Source organism: Planctopirus hydrillae, from assembly GCF_001707835.1.
In the GTDB taxonomy this organism is placed as follows: Bacteria; Planctomycetota; Planctomycetia; order Planctomycetales; family Planctomycetaceae; genus Planctopirus; species Planctopirus hydrillae.
In genome coordinates, this window is sequence record NZ_LYDR01000137.1 from 1 (window position 1) to 21,344 (window position 21,344).

The following is a 21,344-nucleotide window of genomic DNA, read 5'->3' on the forward strand; positions in this document are numbered from 1 at the left end:
AACACGTTCGCGAGCTTCCGCTTGCTCGATCGAGCGATCGGGAATGATCTCCGCTTCGACCGACGCCGGAGGGAACTCAGGAATGCCGGCAGGGAATAGTTCTACCTGCAATTCTTCGATCTCTTCGTTGAGTTTGCTGAAGAGCATTTCACGCTGAGGAAAGTCGTAGCCTGCTCTGGCGGCTTTCTCGGAAAGCCGCGCTGCACGGGCAAGTGCTGGCATTTCTTTCGGAAGGCCATCGAGAATCGATTCCCGTTGCTTTTCCTGCTGCTTCGCGTTTTCCCAATGAACTTTCACGTCTTTGGCAGTGCTCGCCGATTCGTTACCGAAGACGTGCGGATGACGATGAATCATCTTGGCGGTCACGCCGCGAATCACATCGATGAGATCGAAACGTTGTTCATCGCGACCAATTTGAGCATCAAGCACCACTTGAAGCAGGACATCGCCCAACTCTTCGACAATAGCGATGTTGTCGTCATGCTCAATGGCTTCGATGAGTTCGTAAGTTTCTTCCAGCGTATGTTTGCAGACAGACTTTAACGTCTGTTCGCGATCCCACGGGCAGCCATCAGGAGCACGCAGGCGGGCAATAGTTTCCACAAACTTCTGGAACTCGGGCAGCAGGACGTCGATGGGAGGTGTTTCTCCCGTCATCTGACTTAAAGGAAGTGCTCGACCAGTGACCGTTTTCCCATTCGATGATGGTGAAGCGTGCGAATGAGCAGTCATGAAGTTCAGCATCCTTCGAGAATTCAATCGGGCTTTTCAGATGATAGCGACCACCTGTCGAGTGGCCGGGGATTGCATCATTTGTGCGAGCGGCACATCATAACGAGAGTCGTCTGCTTGAGCTTGCGATCTCGTCCATTGAATTTGGTGAAGGATAGCCCAGATGAGTGCCCGATTTCATGTCACCAGGATCATGCTGCTCTTTGTGGCTGGTCTAGCAGCGAATTTGTTTTTTGTTGCCATGCCCACTGCAGGCATTCTGCCAGATCTTTGTGCTGAGGATGAAAAATCGCCGGCAGTGAAAACTGCAGGAGAGTTGACTCCTGCCGAGGAGGAATTTCGGAAGCAGATGACAGGGTCAGTTCTGGTGGGTGTTTTTTCGATTGATGGCCGGACTGGATCACCGAAAGAAGAGCGTTATGAGATTTCCGAAGTGAGGAAAGTCGCCCCGGGAAAGGCAGACAACTTTGTGTGGCTGATCACTTCCCGCATCAAGTACGGTGACAAGGATGTCAAGATTCCTGTTCCTGTGGAGGTTCGCTGGGCCGGGGATACTCCCATGATTCAACTGACCAATACGACGATCCCGCTCATGGGAACATTCACTGCTCGAGTGATGATCTACAAGGATCGTTATGCAGGAACGTGGCAGCATGATGCAGTGGGTGGTCACATGTGGGGGAAAATTGAGAAAGCCCCGGAGTCTGCAGAACCGGTCAAGTAACGCCCGAACCAACACAACTGTTGATTGCATGCAAGGCAGATGTTGTCGATTCAGCTCCAGTTGTCGCTCGAGGTGCAGGTGAGCTGTTTCAGACTCGCCATGACAACCGATTGCGGGCACGACCAGACTGTGAAAAACATTGCTTCACAGATGGCACGCGAGGCTGGATGGCCTTGCATAAACCCGGCTCCTTTACAGGCTGAGAGATAAACCTGAGCCGCACGGACAACCAGTGAATTCGCCTGCTGTCGCAAGATTTCTGGCGATGTGGTCAGAGTTCCATGAGCGCAGGCAAACAGTTGAGATCTGAAATCCGTGGCTTCCGCGAGGAGTGCCTCGTAAATGGGTTGCAGTTCAGGCCGCTGGACGACTTCGAGTGACAATCGCTTGATGGTTCCCAGAGTGGCACCTAAAGCGAGTGAAGTTGTAGAAAGTGAGCCTGTGGCTGGCGTGTTCTTGTTTTGCGATGAAGGGAGGCTGCTCCCTTTGAGCACCTGGGGTTGTGGCCCTGCGACGATGTCATCCACACGGATTTTGACATTTCTCAGCTCGACAGAACCTGTCGATGTCTCATTTAGTCCCAGAAGTGGAAGGGGCGGCAAAACATCAACCCCCGGCTGCTCAGGATCGATCATCACCAGCATCTGGTCGGCATCAGCCAAGGAAGGGATGATTGTAGCTCCCGTGAGGATCGATGAGGCACGTTGAGCCGAACTGACCCACGGGATCACTCCGTTCAGAAGGTATCCCCCATCATCACAGATCGTCGCGGAAACCACCGGCTGAGTGGCAAACTGACGTGACGTTGTCAGGTGAGAGATGCCCACAGTGGAAAAGGTGGCTCCCTGTGTACTGCGTTTGAGCCATTTGGTCTTTGTTTGGCCGTAGGGCGATGCTGCCAGACGCAGGACGGAAGCGTTGCGTTGCGAGAGCAAGAATGCGGTGGTTAAGCAGCCTGAGGCAAGAATTATGCCGAGTTCGAGACGGTCAGCTTCCGTGTGAATCTCAAGACTTCCTCCAATATCTTGAGGGACGAACCACTGGAGAAAACCAGCTCGATCGAGTTGCTGCCAGCGTTTAACAACCCATGGTTTCACTGGCAAGCCAGACGTTGGGGGGGACGACTCTGCCTGTGGTTGTGACTCGACAGCAGACCCATTGGGCACGCCGTCGCTACGTTGCCACAAGGCAGCGAGTTCATCAGCGACGGGACGCCAGTCATGGGCTTCGCGTGGATTGATCATACGTTTTAGTGCTCTGGTCGAGTCCGCATGGCCATGGGCAAACAACTGCTACTTCAAAGATTGTAGCGGATTTGCAGCAACCTTCATGGATCTGCTGTGTCATCTCGTTGTTGTTTGGCCTGAAAAGAGGTCGCCGAATCGATCCATCATTCAGAAACGGACCATGAAACAAGCCCGCTTCACTGCCCAAGCACGAAGGAGTTGATTAAACTTATTTTCGGCAGGCTCTGTAGCTCAACGGTTAGAGCAGAGGACTCATAATCCTTTGGTTCTGGGTTCGAATCCCAGTGGAGCCAATCCTCAGGTGGTATTGGACCGACTGAGAACGAAGCAACAGCGAGGAGATGAGGCCGCGTCCGTCAGGGCCGCGGGATGTGGTTGGTGTGCTCTTAGAGCCTTGAAAGGCTCCGCTCTTTCGGCCACTACATTTCTGAACCTCTTTCCTCAATGCCTGTCGCCCCGCCGCGAAGCACCGGCGGGGCGTTCGCAAAACCAAGGGATATTCGAGGATTTTGAAGGAAGCAACAGCGAAGAGATGAGGCTGCGTCTGTCAGGGCCGCAGGATGTGGTTGGTGTGCTATTTGAGCCTCTTCAGGCTCCGTGTTTGGGGCCACTGCGTTTTCGAACCTCTCTCTTCATTGGCTGTCCCCCCGCCGCTCAGCACCGGCGGGGGGCCGCTCATCCAGGCAACAGGAGTAAAGGACAAAAGATCCTTTGCTCCTGTTGCTTTTTTGATGTTTGGAATGTGGTCGAGAACCAAGCTTCGACTTGAGAAATTTCACTTTGAAGAACCCATTAAACTGCTTTCAGCTAAGTGGAAATCGCGATTTTTTTCGTTTGACAAATCGCTGAACTGACGTTGTGATGCCCCGCGTCAGGATCTGCCTGACCACCCCGTCGAAAGGGTGTCGCATAAACACGTTCGACCAAGCTCTTCTCCGGCGTGCTCTCAGCTCGCCGGGAGTCCGCGGCCTGAACGTAGCCTCGTTGGTTTGATTCAGGCCGGTCCCGTTTTCCGTGTTTGCGGGATTTCGACCGGCTCCCGATGTCCGCCGCTGAGTTAATGCAGGCTCACATGCTCCTCGCGAATGCGTGGGTTCATTGTGTGAGATATCCCGCGCATGCGTTGTCGCACCTTCAACGCATGCGCGGGAGACCTGCCTTTTCTTGGGGCATCACCACGCCTTACGAAGGCGTGATCAAGGAAGTGCTGCGCTCATGGGAAACTTGAGCTATAGATCATCATACGCACGGATTTACAGAACTTCCGTGTTCGTGATCGATCCCGATTTGTTGCCCGTCACGGAGGAATCAACGGATTGCAGCCAGTTCGCCACTGGCGCGGGCGTTCCTACGTACCGACACGATCTTGGCAGAACCTATAACCATGACACAAACCATTTCAGTTTCCCCTGTTTCTCTGAAATCCCTCAAAGAACCGCCAGCTCTGCAACTGTTTGTGATCGACCAGCCGCCGCCATCGATTCAGGCAACAACACTCAGGCTCTGTTACGCCGAGAAGATTTATCCCGACCTGCAGGAACGCCTCGAAGACCGAAAGATCAAGCATTCGACGATCAAGATTTACGAGGAAGTCATCGAGCATTGGGAACGGCTCATGCCGGCCGAGACCGAAGTGTCGACGATCGACAGAAACATGATTCGCACTTTTCGGTCAAAGCTCTTGAAGGAGACTTTGAAAAGAGCCAGGACTGGAAAGAAGGCCCATCGTTCACCTGCGACCGTCAACAAGTTGATGCGGCACTTAAAGCCATTGATCATCAAGTTGTGGCCACCAGATCGGCACAATCCTGGCGGGTTGGGCTTGGTCGAATACTTCGAGTTCCCCCAGGCCTTGAGCGAGGACAAATACTTGCCCTTCACCTACAGCCTCAAGGATCTTTCGAGGCTGTATCGGAATGCAGCTGCCTGCAGGCCGACGACATTGCGAAGGTACTCACCCCTGCACGAACCCGATTTGTGGAGGTTGGCATTCACGCTGGGCTTTGCTGCGGGCCCAAGAACGTGGGATCTGTTTGGCCTGACCTGGGACGATATTGGCTGGACAGATTTTCGATATGGTTCGATTCGATTCAGGGCCACCAAAACTCAGAAAATGCAGCGGATTCCATTGAGCAAAGAAGCCCGTTATCACCTCGATCTGGTGAAGGAGAAGAACTTCGATCCAGTGCATGTCTTTCCACGATTCAAGCCCAACAAGACCTTTTATCAGACTTGGAATTGAATCTGTCAGGCAGCACAGTTCACAACCTCCAAATCGGATCGTGCCCCTCGGTTCGAGGATTTTCGGAAGACTTGCTCAACGGCATACGACGACCTCGCACCAGGAGTCGGCCCCTGGATCACGGGTCACGAGCTGCAGGGAGTGAATGCTCGCAATTACCAGAATCCCACGAAGAGAGTTCTGAAAGCTGTCTATCGACTCAAGCAGCCTCTGGCCTTCCGCGAAGGGGCGGGGCTGCATACACCGGCACCAGCTGCAACAACTCCATCGAACTGATTTCGCTCGAAATCACCTTTGTGGCCACCTCTTGGCCCATCTCCGACACGCCCGGCCTTTGCTGCGATGGCCCTCGCAGTGAGGGTCGGGCGTGTTCGTTTTCTTCCCTTCTTTCAATTCAGGAGCCGGATCATGCCTGCTGTTGATGTTGATCGTGATGTGCAGCTCGTCACCCTGCGTTCCGCCCTGGTGCGGACAATTGCCCGCAATCATCAGATGCAGATTCAATCTGCCTGCGAAGTGCGAAGCAGCGATCTCTCTCACCTGATGGCTGCTCAACTGCTTGATGGTGTGCAGTTGACTCTCGATGTCGAGTCCCTCCCCCACAGCGGCGCGATGTCGATCGTGCTCACTGCAGACGAGGCCGACAACCTGGCCCGCATCCTCGATCACCTCGTGAGCACCATTCGTGGCCAGGAAGTCGCACCGCTCGTGGCCAGGCCAATTGGCTTTCAAGGATAACCACTCATGAAGGCTTCAGATCTCACCATCGAGCAACGGGCCGAGGCACTGTATCGAATCGGGGCCAGCAGACCCCCGCTGCTGATTCCTTTTCAAGTGATCACCCACTTGGTCATGACCGGCGAAGGGTGCGCGAAACCTGACTGCATTTGTCACGCCCTGGAAAGGGAGATCATTCGCGAACACCTCACCCAGCAACAAGCCACTCCCTCCAAGAACTGAAAGGACCACATGTACCCGCAACAACACGATGAAGTTTTCGAGGCAGCGGCCGACCGAGTCGAACGAGATCCTGCCGCCAGGCAATTCTTCGACCGGCAGGTTGCATTCGAAGTCAAAGGACGATTTCTCCTGGCGTTGATCAGCCAACTCCAACTGTCGCTGCGTCATCCACAGAACCTCGGTGCATCAGCGGGCTTGATGAGACACTTCATTTATTCAGCCCGCGAGAACATGCCACCGATCCTGCAGCAGGTCGTCGATGCCGGCTTCGACGATGTCCCGAACTTCAGCACCATCGGCATGCCACCGATTCAAACCCCTGCTTCCGATCTATATCGGAAAACTGAAGGGAGCCAGGCTCATGGCGACTGACCTCGCAACCGAGTTCCAGGGGATGCTTGCTGCTTCTTATGACGAAGTCGGCAGCATGACAGCCGAGCAGTACGAAGGTCTGCAAGCGGCTTTCTATGGCGGGGCCATGGTGGCTGTACTGGCCTTCCCGGAATCGCCCACCAAGCTGCACCTGATGCTGCAGCTGCAGGCCTATATCAAGGCCCATCAATCCAGGCATGGCCTGAAGAAAGGAGGCCATTGACCACAGCACACACGGGCGAGCAGGTAGCTCGCGAGCTAGTCCGGCAGTGTCCTAGGCGCTACCGGAAGGCTGATGGTTCTCCACAGTTTGCGGAAGTTCTCCGTAGCGGCCATCACTCGGTTCGAATCCGGGCGTGTGTGATCTCGCTTTTGCCTGTTTCACCCTGTTCGAAGGATCGATCACATGCTGGTTCTGTCTCGAAAGTACTTGGAGTCTGTGCGATTTGAACTCACTGAGCCACTCCCGGCTGGCACTGTCATTCAGGTGCGTGTGGTACGGATTGGCAACCAGACGGTGCGACTGGGAATGGAGGCTCCCGCTTCCATCAACATCGCTCGTGACGAACTGACTCACACGCCCGAACTCAAAGCTGATTCAGCCGCTTAACTTGCTCCCTACGCGGCTGCAGGAAGTGGCCGCTTCTGAGGCGGCTGCCAGGTCAAGGAATGACCCCGGCAGCCCCAGTGGATTGTCAGGCCCATGGACGGCCCCCATACACAACAACCTGCGCATGAGGTGCAGCGACAACTGCCCCTCGACCTCGACCCGCGAGACCGGCTGCAGCTCCTGCCGATCCCCCAGGGCGAACGCGATCTGCTCCTGGCCATCTGCGATCAGGATCCCACGACGTTCACCTGGCAGGCACCCGCAAAGCAACTCGCTGAGCTGCTCCACTGCCACCCGGGCACGATCACCAGGCGATCCGCCAAGTGTGCGGCCGCCGGATTACTCGAGGTGGAATCCCACCCGGGAAGGCCCAGCCGGTTGACGATCACTCCAGCGGCCTTCGCGGGCCAGGTGATGCCACAACCGAGTCGTCGCCAACGCCGGGCGAAATCACCAGCAGCAGTTCCCACGCTGCCCACTCCCTCGATCGAGACTTCCCGCACTGCCAACCATCGGCGCCGAAAACGGGATGTCGCGGGTGAGCTGATGACGGTGACCCTGTATTGGGTGGGCTTGGTGGTGGAACTGGTGACCGGCTGCGTGCAACCCCCCAACCCCCAGCGCTCGAAGTCATGGCGCAAACCCCTGCCAGACCAGTTGGAGTTCACCTTTGCGCTGGAACCTCTAGCGCAAACCCCAGCAGTGGCCAGTGGTGATAGCGCAAACCCCCACCCCCAGCGCGTTAACCTGCCGAGCAGACCCCGGAAAGTGGCCGAAAGCGCTAGCGCCGAAGCCCCAAGTCCCAGCGCGCAAACCCCCTCTATAGAGTCTATAGATAGAAAGAAGAATCCTTCTATCTCTCTGTTAGAGAAAAAGCCCCGGATTGAATGGGGTCTGACATCGATCACCGCTTCAGCGCTGAAGACGAATCCACCCCTGATCCGCAAGCTGCAGCAGGCGGCCGCGAAGAATGGCTTTGAAGTTCCCCTGGAACAGTTCGCCGCCCTGTGCTGTTACGTGGGCCGGATCTGCGTGAAGTCCACCGACAACCCGGCCGGGATGCTGCATTACCTGTTGACCAACAAACAGGATCACCTGGGCAACATCTGCCTCGATCGGCCAGAACCCATCGACCGGCAACAGGCGAAAGCGATTTTTGCCCATGAAGCCGCCATGCAACCCAGGACGGCCCCCAAACCGCCGATCGTTCAAGCGGCTCCGATTGTCCAGGGAACGCCTCCCCGCCCACCAGCGGCGAAGCCAGGGCCGGACAAATTCGATGTGTTGCGGCAAGCCGTTGCCGCCCGGCGAACTCCCACGGATGACCCTTCCCGCATGGACGCGGTTCTCTCACAGATTCCGGAGGTATGACATGATGAACAACCGACGCAGCCCCGCACCCGATCAATGCAAATGCTGGCAATGTGGCAATATCGCCATGCAAACAGAGGCCTTAATCCTTCATTGCCTTTGCACCAAGTGCGGCTCCAAGAATACACGCTGCACCAAAGAACCAGAGAAGCTCGAGCAATTCCTTGAGTTGCGAGGATTTCCGAGATATAGCCTTGGCTATTGGAAGACGACGATTGCTAAAGACGAGCAAAGTCGCCTGGCAGTGCTGCTTCTGGATCCTCGCGTGGGCTTAGTGGAGAAAATCGAATTCACTGGGGAACGGTGCGACAGGTATAATGCCTGGACTCAGCCGACCCCAAAAAGGATTGCGAGTTTTCGGGTCGGCTGAGCCCTTTGTTGGGCGATTCCTCTTGCGGTACATCAGATTCTAGGGTTTATTCATGCACCCCACATGTTTGTCAGGCCCCCAGAACTTGTTATTAAGCCCAAAGTGCTTCTTATGAAGTTCACAGGTGACTTCTCGGTATGTGGGCATAATTGCTTCAGCTTCCGCCCGAAAAACGAAAGGTTGATGATGTATAAAGCCACACCCCAATTTATTGCATAAAGATAGATAATCTCCTGTGTGCAAAACATGAGTGTGCCAAACAGGGTCAACATCATCTGAAATAGGTATCTCGTAGCCGAGGGGAGTATAGACAGCAAGAATTGCTATATGTTTCCGATACTCCTCAATTGCTTCATAGACTTCTTTTTCATCACTTTTCTCTCGAAACACCATGAAGTCTACCACACGTGAAAGATCATGATCTTTGGCAATGGCGTACTTTTCAAGAACAGATCTGTGCAGGTCTTCTGCGGTCATTTCCTTAAGAGCTTGTACCGATGCATTCATTTCGATTTCCTCAAGATATGCGCAATTGAAAAAATTGGGCAGCTAATGCGCACTTAATAGGCGCCCAATAGGTATACGACCGCCGAAGTGCAGTAAAACATTACCGCAATTCGGCGGTGGGGCATGGACTTGTGAGTTGTGTTGCGTCAAGTTAGCGCACGTGTTGCGACTAATCGCTGAACAGAATTTGACGTTACACTGAAATTACTGTGCATGCCAGGACTAAATTTTCTTAATCGAAATTTGATTTTCAGAGGGCGTCCGGCCTGTCCGCGTGACACAGCCTGGCCTGAGCATCGAGGAACTGGCCAAGAAACATCAGGTGGCCAGTGAAACCATCCGGCGGCTGCTCCTGCGGGAGCAAGTGCCGATCACCCCTCGCGGCCGGCGACGATGGCCAACGTGATTTCGCCCGAAATCACCAGTCGAACGTTCGTTCGGCTTCGCTGTCTTTCCAGGGTTCGATGCACTGGGGGGAATCATCTTTCACGCGGTTCACCCGGGAGCTGACCACGTAGGCTTCCATTTGCTCTTCAGGGTATGGCTTCAGCAGTGGCAGGAGTTCTTCCGGCTCTTCGATGCCTGGATCCAGCCACACGTTGGCCAGATCAGGGTCGAGGATGACTGGCATGCGATGGTGGAACTTCGCCATCAGCTCGTTGGGCCCCGTGGTGATAATCGTCGCACTCTCCAGCGGCTGCGGTCCTTTGTCCCAGTTTTCCCATAATCCGGCCATTGCAAAAGGGCGCTCATCCCGCATGCGAATGTAGTACGGCTCTTTGATTTCTCCGTCCTGGTGCCATTCGTAGAAACCATCGGCCAGGATCAAACAGCGGCGGCGTTTGAAGGCGGCTCGGAATGTCGGTTTCTCGGCCACAGTATCGGCCCGGGCGTTGATCATGGGCCGCCCTTTGGGGATCTCTTTGGCCCAACTCGGTACCAGGCCCCAACGAAGCATTTCCAACTCTCGGGAACTGGCATCCGCCGATAGCCTCACTGCCGCCACCAGCTGAGTGGGAGCGATGTTGTAACGGGGCGTCCAGGGGAGACTGATCGGCTGGAAACCATACAGCTCTGCCAGGAGTTTGAGTTCTGTTCGCAGGGTGAATCGGCCGCACATTTTTAAGCCTCAGGTGATTTCACTCAGCTTACAGCATCCGGGGCTGATTCCGCATCGTCCTGGATCCGTTGCCGCAGGCCTTGGAGCAGGTCGCCCACGTAGCCGCTCATGCCGCCGGGGTGGCGGGTTCTGAGGGCGGCTTGCCGGATCAGTACCCAAAAGCCCAGCTGCGTTCTCACATAGATGGGCTTTTGCTTGGGGGCCTCTTGCCCACTTTTCGTTTGTGACATGACTTCGTTCTCTGGGTTGCTGTTGACACTTGCCAGCGCAAGCGCCGGAATGATCCGCGTCGTTACGACAACCCACCCGAGAGCCAGTGGCAAGGATGCTGCTGGCTCTCCCCCTGTGTGGGCATTGTCGCAGGGCTGGCGATTTCGTCCAGAGTTTTTGGGTCCTTCCCGCAACTTTGATCGTTTTCGACTCCTGCACGATCAGGCGAGTCATACGACACACTTTCTTTCGCGCGAGGATCCCGATTTCGGAAGGGAGTGGGCATGGACGCCGAAAACCGGGGAGCGGCTTACGAGCGGCACAAGGATCGATCCCGCGCCCGCCAGGCCGAACAGAGCGAACAATCCCGCGACATCGGCCCGATTCCGGAAGTGGTGAATCCCGATCGCCGGTCTCGCTGCGAGCGAAATCTGAAACTCTTTCTCGAAACTTACTTCCCGAATGCGTTTCTCCTAGGTTGGTCTGCCGATCACCTGCAGGTCATCAGTGGCGTGGAGCGGGCCGTCCTCGATGGCGGGTTACAGGCGATTGCCATGCCCCGCGGTACCGGAAAGACCACGATCTGCGAGCGTGGGGTGCTGTGGGCGATTCTGTACGGCCACGCCCGCTTTGCTCTGCTGGTGGCGGCCGACAAAACCAAAGCCGAAGAATCCCTGGCGAAGATCCTGCAGGAACTCGAAACCAATCTCGCCCTGGGTGAAGACTTCCCGGAAGTGGCGTTTCCCATTCAAGCCCTGGAGGGATTGGCCAATCGCTGCAAAGGTCAGTTGTGCCAGGGCGAACGGACTTACATTCGTTACGGGAAATCGATTCTCGTCTGCCCGGCCATCAAGGACGCAAAGACGTCAGGAGCCATCATTAAGGTGGGGGGAATCAAGGGAGCGGTGCGTGGTGCCAATCATCTCCTGCGATCGGGGGAAGTCGCCCGGCCGGATGTCGTCCTGATCGACGATCCCCAGACTCGGGATTCGGCCAAGAGTGAAACGCAATGCGATACCCGGGAGAAAGTCGTCTCGGCCGATATTCTCGGCTGTGCCGCTCCGGGGAAGTCCCTGGCCGCCCTGATGACTGTCACCGTGGTCTATCGGGGCGATATGGCCGATAGGATGCTTAACCGGATGAAGCATCCCAACTGGCGGGGAATCCGGTGCAAGCTGCTCTATGCCTTTCCGCAACGCATGGATCTGTGGGAGCAGTACTGGCAGCTGCGATCGGAAGACCTGATCAATGATGGCGATGGAGCGGTGGCCACCGAGTTCTATCGCCAGCGACGGGCCGAGATGGATGCCGGGGCCCAGGTGGCCTGGGAAGAGCGATTCAAGCCCGATGAACTCTCCGCCGTCCAGAACGCCATCAATCTCTTTTTCGCCGATCGGGATGCTTTCTTCAGTGAGTTCCAGAACGAACCCGAGAACGAAGCCCAGGACTCCCGCATCATTGAAGCCGACGAACTGGCGAAGAAGATCAACGGCCTGGTGCGGGGTGTGATCCCGGCTCGGTCCCACCTGCTGACCGGCTTCGTCGATGTCCATGAAGATCTGCTCTACTGGGGCGTCGTCGCCTGGGGCGATGGCTACACCGGCGATCTGGTCGATTACGGTTTCTGGCCACCCCAGCCGAAGAAGTACTTCCTGAAAAGGCAGTGCCGGCCGGATCTGATCACCTGGTGGGCCAAAGAGCAAGGTCGGCCACCGGCCACCGTCAGCCTCGAGGAAGCTCTCTATGCGGGGCTCGATGCCTGCACCCGGCAAATGTTCGAACGTGGCTGGAAGCGTGAGGATGACGCCAACCTGGCCTTGCGGCGTGTGCTGATTGATGCCAGCCATGGGCCCACATCGGCTCTAGTGAAATCATTCTGCAAGCAGTCTCCCTTCCATGATCTGATCTGGCCGAGCCATGGTGTGGGGAAAACCAAGCTCGCGATGTTCCGGCCGACGAAATCGGCCAAAGAAAAGGGAGACCGCTTCGGGTTTAAGTGGCGGCTGACTTACAGTTCCCGCCGGGAGAATGTGGCTCACCTCAGCTTCGATGCGAACTTCTGGAAAACGTTCCTCTGGTCAAGGTTGCGGGTCAGTCTCGGCGGATCCGGCTGCCTGGCGTTCTTTGGGGAATGGGCCAGTGCCCGGGCGGGCAGTGAAACCCGGCCCAAGATCCGCGATGAACACAAGCTGCTGATTGAGCACATTCGCGGGGAAACCCCGACTGTGGAAACGGCTGGGGAAGAATCGATCGAAGTGTGGAAAGCCAACCCGAACGAAGAAAACCACTTGCTCGACGTCCTGGTCGGGAATTGTGTGGCCGCTTCGTATGAGGGAATCACGATGGCCGGTCATGCTCCAGCCGCCCCTGTTCGCATGCGGAAGAAATTCTCGATGAACAAACGGGGGGCCGCATGAGCCAGCAACCAGAAGCAGACGACGGCGAGCAGCTCGGCCTCGAATGCCCGAAGTGCTGCTGCTGGGACTTTCGGGCTTACTACACCCGCCGCCAGGCGAAACGGATTCGTCGGGTGAAAATCTGCCGTCACTGCGGGCAACGGATCACTACCACGGAAAGAATCGTGGGTTGATCGATCATCGACCAGCCTAGCGTCCAAACACTATTTGAAGAAATCTACTTCACATTCTTTACAAAAGGCAGTTTTTCACTGCCCTTTCCGATTATCGGAATCAAGAATACCTTTGACGAATTGTTCCAATTTGAATTGGCTATCAAGATTGAAACAGGGAAGAACCTTTCCAAGCTTCAAGCGTTCTGATCCATCCGACATTCTAATATGTTTATTGAATTTTGAATTTATCTGGTAAGCAAAGCGATTCCACCTCGACTTTATCCAGTAGAAGCGATGCCAAAGCTGAAACTCAGCCACAAGATAGTCCTGAGAATACACCTGAATCTTAGCGTTACAGCTTCTAGGGTTATCCAGATTTTTGAGCATGGCTGTCCCGTTACTGTCGTGTAACTGAAGGGACTTTGAGTTCAATCGAAATGCACCAATCATTCCTTGGGCGAATTCGTTGTCACTGGTTACGACTTTGTGGCGCTGACGATATTCAACTCTCTGCATTTCAATAGTGTATGTCAGTCCCAAATGTTGAACTTTGAAGTAAAGTGATACACTAACCTGATGCATTGGTATACCAAGATTTTGTATAATGACGTCCAAGTAATGGTACTCTCCATCATGTATTGAGTTAGTAAATGCACCGTCAACTTTGAGCATTTTCAACCATATGCGACAAGATGCCCTATATGCCAAATAGGATATTACAAGAGCCCAGAAGGCGAGAATTATGGAAACAAATCGAATGAGAACATACTGATTTCCATGCCAATGGGAACTGCTTGTCAGAAATGAGTAACTCGATTTCACTCAAGATACCATCATATGGTCAATCTTCAATTTCAGCACCAGTTCCACCTGTGGAACTTGCTCTCCCTGCTCCTTGATTTCTCTGGAAATCACTCTTGATCCGTGTTGCGCAAGCGCCACCCTGCAAGCCTGAATCACGCCCGACCGGACGGATAGGCTCGCAGGGAAGCGAACATGCCCGACGATACACCGGATCTTTCTGACCGCATTGCTGAGGTCGCGCAGGGACCCGCGCAGGCCTCCGATGCGGCGGGCTCGATGCAGACGCACAACCCGAAAGATCTGATCGAGGTCGACAAATATCTCGCTCAGAAGAAGGCCGCCCGGCGAAAACTGGGCGGGCTGCGGATCTTCAAGTTTCGGCCACCAGGAGCAGCTTGATGGCCACCATTCTCGATGCTTTCGGGCGTCCCTTCTCCACGGATAGCGAAGCCACGCATGGATCTGCCAAAGATCTGCAGCGGGCGTACGCCACGCGCAAGTCCTCGACGGTGCAGGCCCGCTACGATGCTGCCGAGATGACTCCCGACAACATGCGGCACTGGCGGATGGCGGACGGCCTTTCGGCTGATGCCGCCAACTCGGCCGGCGTGCGGCGTATTCTCCGGAACCGGGCCCGGCATGAAATCTTCAACAACTCCTACCTGCGGGGGATGACCCGCACTCTGGCGAACGACGTCATCGGTTCCGGCCCGCGGCTGCAGATCCACCACGAGGACAAGAACATCGCCGCCCAGGTGGAGGCTCTCTTTGCCCAGTGGTCGATGATGATCCGCCTGGGCCCCAAGATGCGGACGATGCGGCTGGCGCAGTGCCAGGACGGCGAAGGAATCTCGGTCATCAAGAACAACGGGGGCCTCCCTGGGATCCAGCTCGATCTGCAGCCGATCGAAGCCGAGATGCTGACGACGCCCTTCCTGCAGCCGTTGACGATCAATCAGGTCGATGGTCTCGAATTCGATGAGTGGGGGAATGTCGTCGCTTACAACATCCTCAAGCGGCATCCCGGCGATACCTTCAGTTATTCGGCGAAGATGGAGCATGACACGCTGGCTGCCGGTTATGTCTCGCATATCTTCCATGTGGAACGCCCGGGCCAGCATCGAGGCCTCCCCGAAATCATGTCGTCGCTCCCCTTGGGAGCGATGATGCGGCGGTACACGCTGGCCGTCGTCCAGGCCGCTGAAACAGCCGCGAACCTTTCGGCCATCATGGAAACCGCCGGGGCAGTCGAGGAACCGGCGGAATCCGACGATGACCCGTTCACCACCATCGAGATGGAACGCGGCATGCTGATGCGGCTGCCGGAAGGCTGGAAGATCAACCAGCTCAAGGCCGAACAGCCGACCAGCCTCTATGGCGATTTCAAAACCCATCTGCTCTGTGAGCAGGCCCGACCCCTCTCGATGCCGAAGAACATCGCGCTGGGGGATTCGTCGGGCTACAACTATTCCAGCGGGCGGCTTGATCACCAGGTGTACTACAAAACCTGTGACATGGATCGCTCCGATTACGAGCTGATGCTGCTCGAACCCCTCTTGCGGATGTGGACGCGGGAAGCCCGGCTGCTGCGGCTGATTCCGTACGGCCTCACCTACGAGCGGCTGCCGCACACCTGGCAGTGGGATCCGTATGAAGACATCGATCCCGCCAAGACCGCCGATGCCATCGAACGGGAACTGCGGCTGGGCTTGACGACGTTGCCGCGTGAGTACGCGAAGCGAGGTCTCGATTTCGAGCGGGAACTGGAGAAGCAGGCCAAGGCCCTGGCAATGACCACCGAAGCTCTCCGGACCCGGATTGCGGATGTGATCTATTCCACGGCCACCCGGCCGGTGGCCCCACAACCGGAAGGAGCACCCAATGCCCGCCAAGCTGCGTAAACGCCAGCCTGCCAAGACTTCCCAGGTCAAAGCCAGAAAGGGCCAGATCTCCTTTCGAGCTCGATCGACGGGAAAGCCAGTCAAGTTCACGGCCGAAGGTGGGGAGAACTCGCTCCCACGCTTCGAGATGGAAGCTTACACCGGCAGCCGACTTCTCCTGGCCGAATTCGATCTGCCAGTCGTGATCGATCTGCAGGGGCTGTCGATCAAGTCCCAACAGCGACCGATGCTGCGAAGTCATGACCACGACCGAGTTGTGGGTCATTCCACGAAGATCGTGGCGTCTGAAACGAATCTGGTCGTGTCGGGAATCATCTCGGGAGCAGGCCAGGACGCGGTGGAAGTCCGCGACTCGGGACGCAATGGCTTTCCCTGGGAGGCCTCGATTGGAGCCTGTGCATTCTGGGCCCATATCGAAGAGATCGCCGAAGGGGAACAGGTGGTGGTGAATGGCCAGACCTTCGAGGGGCCGCTCTATGTGGCCCGGAAGTCGAGTCTGGATGAAGTGAGTTTTGTGGCACTGGGGGCGGACGAAGGCGGCGCCTCCGCCAAAGTGATTGGATCCGCCGCAGGGAAAGGAATCCCCATGACTTTTGAAGAATGGCTCGCCTCGCTTGGGATCGATCCCAATGCACTGACAGAAGATGGTCGCGCGAAGCTGCAGCAGACCTACAATGCCGAAATGCAGGCGGAAGATTCCGAGGACGACATCGAAGCCGAGGGTGACACCGAGGAAGAGGTGGTCGCCGAAGGCGAAGAAGAGGAAAAACCTGTCGCGGCTCGCCGCAAGGGAGCGAACGTCAAGGCCAAGGGCCGTCAGGCAAAGGTGAAAGCCAAGGCCGCTGGTTCCAGTACGTTCGAACAGCGACGTGCCAAGACCACGCTGACGGCTGGCCTCAACCGCGTGAATCGGGTCTATGCTGCCAACGAGAAGCGGATCAACGCGATCCGCCAGATCTGTGGCAGTAAGCATGCCGCGATTGCTGCGAAGGCGATTGAAGAGAACTGGTCGGCCGACCGGACGGAACTGGCCGTCATGCGGGCGGAACGACCCAAAGGCGTTTCTCCCCATGCCAGCGGCCGGGGTGGCTACGACTCCAACGCGGTCATCAAGGCGGCACTGTGCAAGACTCTCCGCCTCGATTCCGTCGAGAAGGAGTTCAAGCCGGAGATTCTCGAAGCCGCCGACAAGAAGTATCGACGGGGAATTGGTCTCCAGGAACTTTGCCTCGAAGCCGCTCGCGCCAATGGCTACGAAGGAACGCGCTTCCGGGGTTATGAGCAGGCCGTCATGAAAGCCGCCTTCTCGACCAGCGAGCTGAGCGACATCTTCATGGATGTGGCCAACAAGTTCGTGCGGGAAGCGTTCCTGCACGTCGATCAGTCGTGGCGAGAGATTGCCGCGATCAAGTCGGTGACTGACTTCAAGACGATTCATGGGGTTCGCCTGGTCGATGACCTGAAGTTCGAGAAGCTGGGACGTGGCCAGAAGATCAAGCATGGTTCACTCTCGGATGAGTCCTACACCAACCGGGCGGAGACCTTTGCCAGGATCCTCACTGTCGATCGGCAGGATCTGATCAACGACAGCATGTCGGCCCTGCAGGATGTCACCAAGCTGCTCGGCCGGGGCGGAGCCATGGCTCTCAATGAGGTCTTCTGGACTTGCTGGAACAACAACGCCAACTTCTTCAAGACGGCCAACGGGAACATCCTCACCGGGGCCGGTTCGGCTTTCTCCGTCGATGCGTTGACGGCGGCCGAAACCCTGATGAACACCCGCAAACACCTGAAGACCAAGGCGCTCGTAGGAGTGACTCCCAAGCTCCTGCTGGTACCACCTTCCGTGGAAACACCCGCCCGCCAATTGCTCAACTCGTCCGAGCTGCGGGACACGGGGGCCGATAAGAAATTCGGCACAGCCAACCCTCACGCCGGGAAGTACAACAAAACCCCCGTCATGAGTCCTTACCTGGCGGATACCACGCTGGGTGGCAGTACAACCGCCTGGTACCTGCTCGCCGATCCGAAGGACATTCCGGCCGTCGAGGTGGTGTTCCTCAATGGCCAGGAACAGCCGGTCATCGAGCAGGTGGAACTGGCTCCCGACTCTCTCGGCTTCGGGATGCGGGGTTACTACGACCTTGGCGTCGCTCTGGCCGATCACTACGCCGGCATGAAGAACGCCGGAGCCTGACCCGCACAGCGGGCTGGCTTGGATTTTCCATGGGGCGGGTTGACTGAAGCGTTCATTCCGCCCGCCCCATGATGCGGTGGGTTGTCACTGTTCGAGTTCTTTACTTCTCATCAGGAGGCCACGATGGCCATTGCAATGTTCAAATATGGTGATCCCATTGTGCTCGATCACACCCCCTCGGCTGATGTTGCGGCCGGAGCGGTGGTGGTGGTGGGGAATGATGTGCGGATCGCTCATCACGAGATCCCCGCCAATATGCCGGGTGCCTTGGCGGCTGGCGGCGGTGTGTACCAGGTGCCCAAGGACACGTCCACCTTTGCCGATGGAGCGGTGGTCTATTGGGATGCGGCCGACGTGGCCTGCACATCGGCTGCCGACAGTGGCACCAACAAGCGGATCGGCACAGCGGTTGGGGGATGGGCCACCGGGGCCACCTCGATGCTCGTGTTGCATCTGCCCAACACGTAATCCAACCAACTCGCGACGGGCTCGCTACAGAAGGGCCGCCGCGATGATGTGCCCGGCGGACGGACTTGGTTCCGACCGCCGTCTCTCCGCCGGGCTTTTATTACAGCATGCCGCCGAAATATCGGCACATCGACCACAAATATCAGCGAATTGTTCGTTTTTATAACCACTTGCTCAACATGGATGGCTGCAATTCATGGGAACCAATCTGCTCAAAAACGCCCGAGCCTGGCTCGCCTCGCAGCGTGAAGAACACGCCAGCGAGTTGGTCACGTACCGGCGGGAGGAGCAGGCCCTGGAGCTGCGGGCCATGCTGAGCAGTTCAGCTCAATCAGCCCTCGCCGCCCTGGGCCTGTCGATCGAGTTCGACACCGTGCTGTTTGTGTTCAAGTTCGCACCCATCGAGAACGGTGGGCTCCCGTTCCTGCCGAGGGCGGGCGACCGGATTGAGTACATCGCGAACGGCATTCGCCGTGTGTTTCATGTGACGCCCCCTGCCGGCAGCCAGCAGGCTTATCAATTCGCCGACGGTACCGGCCAGTCGCTCAAAGTCTCCACTGTCCTCCACTCATCGGAGCCTGTCCTATGAATTTCCTGAAAATCCCCTCACCATCCCCGATGCTGAAATCGTTTCTCCTGGGCCTGTCGGGGGCCTTGATTGCTTATCTCGGCCAATGGCTCACCTCGACCGACTTCGGTGTCTATTCGCCGCTGGTGGCCGCCTTCGCGCCAGTGCTGGTGAACTATCTCACCAGGTTGAAGAATGGAGATGGCAAAAAAGACGATGGCGGAGATGACGACACCCCCAGTGGTGACGCGATTTCTCAGCCGTTCCCCAATCAACCCTCCGATAGCCTGCTGCGGGATCTCTTTCCTGGTCTGCCGATTCATCCGGCCGCCGCCTATCACTTGCCCCCTGGCGATGAGGTCGCTCAGGTCAACCCGTTCACGTACGGTCGATCTCAGCCGCATGCGTTGCCGATCTCTCCACCAGGTGTGAAGTGGGTGCCGTTGGGCTTGATCGCTCTGCTGTTGTGCCTGTCGCTGGTCGGTTGTGGCCAGGCGGCGGCCGGCAGTCGTCCGCCTCGAGCAGTCATCTCTGGGCCATCTCGGGGAGAGCCGGGGGAGTTTCTGGAGTTCAGCGCCAGAAGCTCCGAAGGTTCACCCACACACGTTCGCTGGACGATCGCTCCTGAACTCAAAGGGCGGAAGCAGCTCAGCAGTACGGAGGCTACCGATATCACGGCCGCCGGTTTCCCGGGGACATACATTCTCACGCTCTCGGTGAGCAATCAGCACGGGGTCGATACGACGTCACGGCAATATGTGGTCGATGGCCGGCAGCCGACACCGCCCCCCGAACCAAAGCCCGTCAATCCGGATCCGGTACCACCTGCTCCCGTTCCGGAACCGGTGAAACCGGATCCCGTGAAACCCGAACCTGTCAAACCTGTGCCACCTCCGGAACCCGCACCCAATCCCTCCAAAACCTTTGGGGTGGCCCCCAAATTGACCGCTGCCCTGAAGTCGATCAATCGGCCCAATCGGGCGAGCGATCTTTCTGGCGTGATTGGTGAAGCCCGGGCGGCCGCTAAAGCGATGGAAGCGGGGAGCCTCGATCCGACGTCCGCCATTCAGCGACTCGCAGCGGCTCTCGAGAAGCTCCCCGCGGATTACAAACCCCTGCTCCTGGTGATCGTCTCCGAAATCAAACGGGTCTATGGCGAGGGGCTGCTGAAAACGCCCCTCGATTATGCGGCCCTGTTCCTGGAAGCCGCGATCGCCCTCGAATCGGTGACCTGATTTCGGGCGAAATCACTCGCTTTGTTGAACCACATTTGTGTCTCCAATCGTCAGCCCAAGGATGGGACAGACCAACATGAAAAACTCAAAATTCTGGCTCCACATCCTGCTGGCGATTCTTTCCCTGGCCGGGGCTCTGTGCGTTGCTCCCGTGATGCTGATTGCTCCCGAGCTGCAGAAAGTGGTCAACGAAAACTTCGGCCTGCCGGCTGACCACATGGAAGTGGCGGAGGCTCTCCATCCGGCAGCCGGGCCATTCGTCGCCGCCGATGATGATCCCCAGCGCAACCATGCCCGGGAACTGGCTCGCCTCGATCGAGCAGCTCTCTTTGTCGAAGGTGACCAGAAGCCATTCCTGGCTCAGTGGCCCGTCTCAATTCAACAGACGGGAGACTGCACCAGCTTCGCCCTGGCTCACGCGATCCGCGATCGGATTTGTGTGCAAGTGGCAGCTGGCCGACGGCAGAAAGTGGTCGAACCCTTTCCCCCCTATCTGTATGGAGCCGCTCGGCGAAGTGTCGGGGCCCCGCACATCCCCTGCGGGAAGAATGGCTCGCATCCTTCCTATGCGGTCATTGCCTTAAAGAAGTACGGCTTCATCACGAAGGAAGAAGCGGGTCAGCCCTACAGTGGCAGCCTGGCCGACCGCTGGGGTTGTTCGGGGCCTCCCTCAGAGCTGATGCAGCTCGGCAAGACCCGGACGGGTGATTATCACCGCTGTCTTACCGCCGATGATGTCTGCCGGGCGATCTGCAACGGGTACCCCTGCCTGTGGGGAACGTCCTTTCGTCCGGCGGCCTATGTCGAGCGGGATGGCCGCGAAGTCACCAGTCGTGTGGGAAGCTGGGCCCATGCAATGGAGATTGTCGGGTATGACGGCACCTGTTCGACCGATCCCGATCGCCAGTACTTCCTCGTGAGAAACAGTCACCCGCCGACCGATCACCCGGAACCACTCGGCGACGAACCCGATTCGAGCTTCTGGATCACCCGTAAACAGCTCGAAGCCGACTTGAAGGCACCCAACTCACGCACGCCCCCCAGTGGGGAAGTCTATGCGATCAGCGATGTCTCCGGCTTCCCGGCCGACAACATCGACTGGTCATCCCTCGACCGCCTGATCAAGGATTGATC

23 protein-coding genes and 1 tRNA gene are annotated in these 21,344 nt (G+C 57.1%); 19 read left to right on the top strand and 5 right to left on the bottom strand.

All coding sequences use genetic code 11. The features are described 5' to 3' along the window. A partial coding sequence (gene mazG, locus A6X21_RS16570) for a nucleoside triphosphate pyrophosphohydrolase (protein WP_068850180.1) occupies positions 1 to 732 on the bottom strand: 732 nt, incomplete at its 3' end. Positions 733 to 895: 163 nt separating this feature from the next. Between mazG and A6X21_RS16575 the strand changes: the two genes are divergently transcribed. Beyond that, the gene (locus A6X21_RS16575) at positions 896 to 1,456 is read left to right on the top strand and encodes a hypothetical protein (RefSeq protein ID WP_068849939.1); all 561 of its coding nucleotides are present in this window, start codon (positions 896 to 898) and stop codon (positions 1,454 to 1,456) included. Positions 1,457 to 1,506: 50 nt separating this feature from the next. On the opposite strand, the gene A6X21_RS16580 is transcribed toward A6X21_RS16575, so the two are convergent. After that, positions 1,507 to 2,700 (bottom strand): acyl-CoA dehydrogenase family protein, encoded by a 1,194-nt coding sequence (locus A6X21_RS16580; RefSeq protein WP_068849942.1) that lies wholly within the window; start codon positions 2,698 to 2,700, stop codon positions 1,507 to 1,509. Positions 2,701 to 2,923: 223 nt separating this feature from the next. On the opposite strand from A6X21_RS16580, the gene A6X21_RS16585 reads away from it, so the two are divergent. From A6X21_RS16585 to A6X21_RS16625, 9 genes are all read left to right on the top strand, one after another. Beyond that, positions 2,924 to 2,996, top strand: a tRNA-Ile gene (locus A6X21_RS16585). Between the two features lie 1,091 nt (positions 2,997 to 4,087). Further along, on the top strand, positions 4,088 to 4,945 hold the full coding sequence (locus tag A6X21_RS16595) for a site-specific integrase (protein WP_068849948.1): 858 nt from the start codon (positions 4,088 to 4,090) through the stop codon (positions 4,943 to 4,945). A gap of 141 nt (positions 4,946 to 5,086) precedes the next feature. Beyond that, positions 5,087 to 5,221, top strand: coding sequence for a hypothetical protein (locus tag A6X21_RS25345; protein ID WP_261340649.1), 135 nt, complete (start codon positions 5,087 to 5,089; stop codon positions 5,219 to 5,221). A 132-nt stretch (positions 5,222 to 5,353) separates the two neighbouring features. Continuing rightward, the gene (locus tag A6X21_RS16600) at positions 5,354 to 5,683 is read left to right on the top strand and encodes a hypothetical protein (protein ID WP_131818394.1); all 330 of its coding nucleotides are present in this window, start codon (positions 5,354 to 5,356) and stop codon (positions 5,681 to 5,683) included. A gap of 6 nt (positions 5,684 to 5,689) precedes the next feature. Continuing rightward, positions 5,690 to 5,905 carry a hypothetical protein gene (locus A6X21_RS16605; RefSeq protein WP_068849954.1) on the top strand — a complete coding sequence of 72 codons (216 nt, stop codon included), beginning with the start codon at positions 5,690 to 5,692 and terminating at the stop codon, positions 5,903 to 5,905. A gap of 9 nt (positions 5,906 to 5,914) precedes the next feature. Beyond that, the gene (locus tag A6X21_RS16610) at positions 5,915 to 6,277 is read left to right on the top strand and encodes a hypothetical protein (protein ID WP_068849957.1); all 363 of its coding nucleotides are present in this window, start codon (positions 5,915 to 5,917) and stop codon (positions 6,275 to 6,277) included. Next, a complete protein-coding gene (locus A6X21_RS16615; RefSeq protein WP_068849960.1) occupies positions 6,267 to 6,500 on the top strand; it encodes a hypothetical protein in 234 nt (77 codons plus the stop codon). Before A6X21_RS16610 ends, A6X21_RS16615 begins: the two co-directional genes overlap by 11 nt. 183 nt (positions 6,501 to 6,683) lie before the next feature. Next, positions 6,684 to 6,887, top strand: a complete 204-nt coding sequence (locus tag A6X21_RS16620; protein ID WP_068849963.1) for a carbon storage regulator — start codon at positions 6,684 to 6,686, stop codon at positions 6,885 to 6,887. Between the two features lie 93 nt (positions 6,888 to 6,980). Beyond that, positions 6,981 to 8,258, top strand: coding sequence for a winged helix DNA-binding protein (locus A6X21_RS16625; protein WP_068849966.1), 1,278 nt, complete (start codon positions 6,981 to 6,983; stop codon positions 8,256 to 8,258). A 409-nt stretch (positions 8,259 to 8,667) separates the two neighbouring features. Here A6X21_RS16625 and A6X21_RS16635 read toward each other — a convergent pair whose 3' ends face one another. Continuing rightward, positions 8,668 to 9,135 (bottom strand): glycine-rich domain-containing protein, encoded by a 468-nt coding sequence (locus A6X21_RS16635; protein WP_068849972.1) that lies wholly within the window; start codon positions 9,133 to 9,135, stop codon positions 8,668 to 8,670. A gap of 418 nt (positions 9,136 to 9,553) precedes the next feature. Beyond that, positions 9,554 to 10,255, bottom strand: coding sequence for an SOS response-associated peptidase (locus tag A6X21_RS16640; protein WP_068849975.1), 702 nt, complete (start codon positions 10,253 to 10,255; stop codon positions 9,554 to 9,556). A gap of 494 nt (positions 10,256 to 10,749) precedes the next feature. On the opposite strand from A6X21_RS16640, the gene A6X21_RS16650 reads away from it, so the two are divergent. Continuing rightward, positions 10,750 to 12,882: a terminase gpA endonuclease subunit gene (locus tag A6X21_RS16650; protein ID WP_068849980.1), complete on the top strand. Its 2,133-nt coding sequence runs from the start codon at positions 10,750 to 10,752 to the stop codon at positions 12,880 to 12,882. Further along, positions 12,879 to 13,055, top strand: coding sequence for a hypothetical protein (locus A6X21_RS24770; protein WP_165603831.1), 177 nt, complete (start codon positions 12,879 to 12,881; stop codon positions 13,053 to 13,055). The genes A6X21_RS16650 and A6X21_RS24770 overlap by 4 nt, the downstream gene beginning before the upstream one ends. 75 nt (positions 13,056 to 13,130) lie before the next feature. On the opposite strand, the gene A6X21_RS16655 is transcribed toward A6X21_RS24770, so the two are convergent. Continuing rightward, a complete protein-coding gene (locus tag A6X21_RS16655; RefSeq protein ID WP_068849983.1) occupies positions 13,131 to 13,709 on the bottom strand; it encodes a hypothetical protein in 579 nt (192 codons plus the stop codon). 324 nt (positions 13,710 to 14,033) lie between these two features. Here A6X21_RS16655 and A6X21_RS16660 point away from each other — a divergent pair, with 324 nt between their 5' ends. From A6X21_RS16660 to A6X21_RS16690, 7 genes are all read left to right on the top strand, one after another. Next, positions 14,034 to 14,240, top strand: a complete 207-nt coding sequence (locus A6X21_RS16660) for a hypothetical protein (RefSeq protein WP_068849985.1) — start codon at positions 14,034 to 14,036, stop codon at positions 14,238 to 14,240. Beyond that, positions 14,240 to 15,742, top strand: a complete 1,503-nt coding sequence (locus A6X21_RS16665) for a phage portal protein (protein WP_068849993.1) — start codon at positions 14,240 to 14,242, stop codon at positions 15,740 to 15,742. Before A6X21_RS16660 ends, A6X21_RS16665 begins: the two co-directional genes overlap by 1 nt. Continuing rightward, positions 15,723 to 17,939, top strand: a complete 2,217-nt coding sequence (locus A6X21_RS16670; RefSeq protein WP_068849996.1) for a phage major capsid protein — start codon at positions 15,723 to 15,725, stop codon at positions 17,937 to 17,939. Before A6X21_RS16665 ends, A6X21_RS16670 begins: the two co-directional genes overlap by 20 nt. A gap of 123 nt (positions 17,940 to 18,062) precedes the next feature. Next, on the top strand, positions 18,063 to 18,407 hold the full coding sequence (locus A6X21_RS16675) for a DUF2190 family protein (protein WP_068850183.1): 345 nt from the start codon (positions 18,063 to 18,065) through the stop codon (positions 18,405 to 18,407). Positions 18,408 to 18,603: 196 nt separating this feature from the next. Next, positions 18,604 to 18,996: a hypothetical protein gene (locus tag A6X21_RS16680; protein WP_068849999.1), complete on the top strand. Its 393-nt coding sequence runs from the start codon at positions 18,604 to 18,606 to the stop codon at positions 18,994 to 18,996. Beyond that, entirely contained in the window at positions 18,993 to 20,210 is a 1,218-nt protein-coding gene (locus A6X21_RS16685) for a hypothetical protein (protein WP_068850001.1), read from the top strand. The genes A6X21_RS16680 and A6X21_RS16685 overlap by 4 nt, the downstream gene beginning before the upstream one ends. Before the next feature lie 76 nt (positions 20,211 to 20,286). Beyond that, positions 20,287 to 21,342, top strand: coding sequence for a C1 family peptidase (locus A6X21_RS16690; RefSeq protein ID WP_131818395.1), 1,056 nt, complete (start codon positions 20,287 to 20,289; stop codon positions 21,340 to 21,342). Positions 21,343 to 21,344 lie beyond the last annotated feature (2 nt).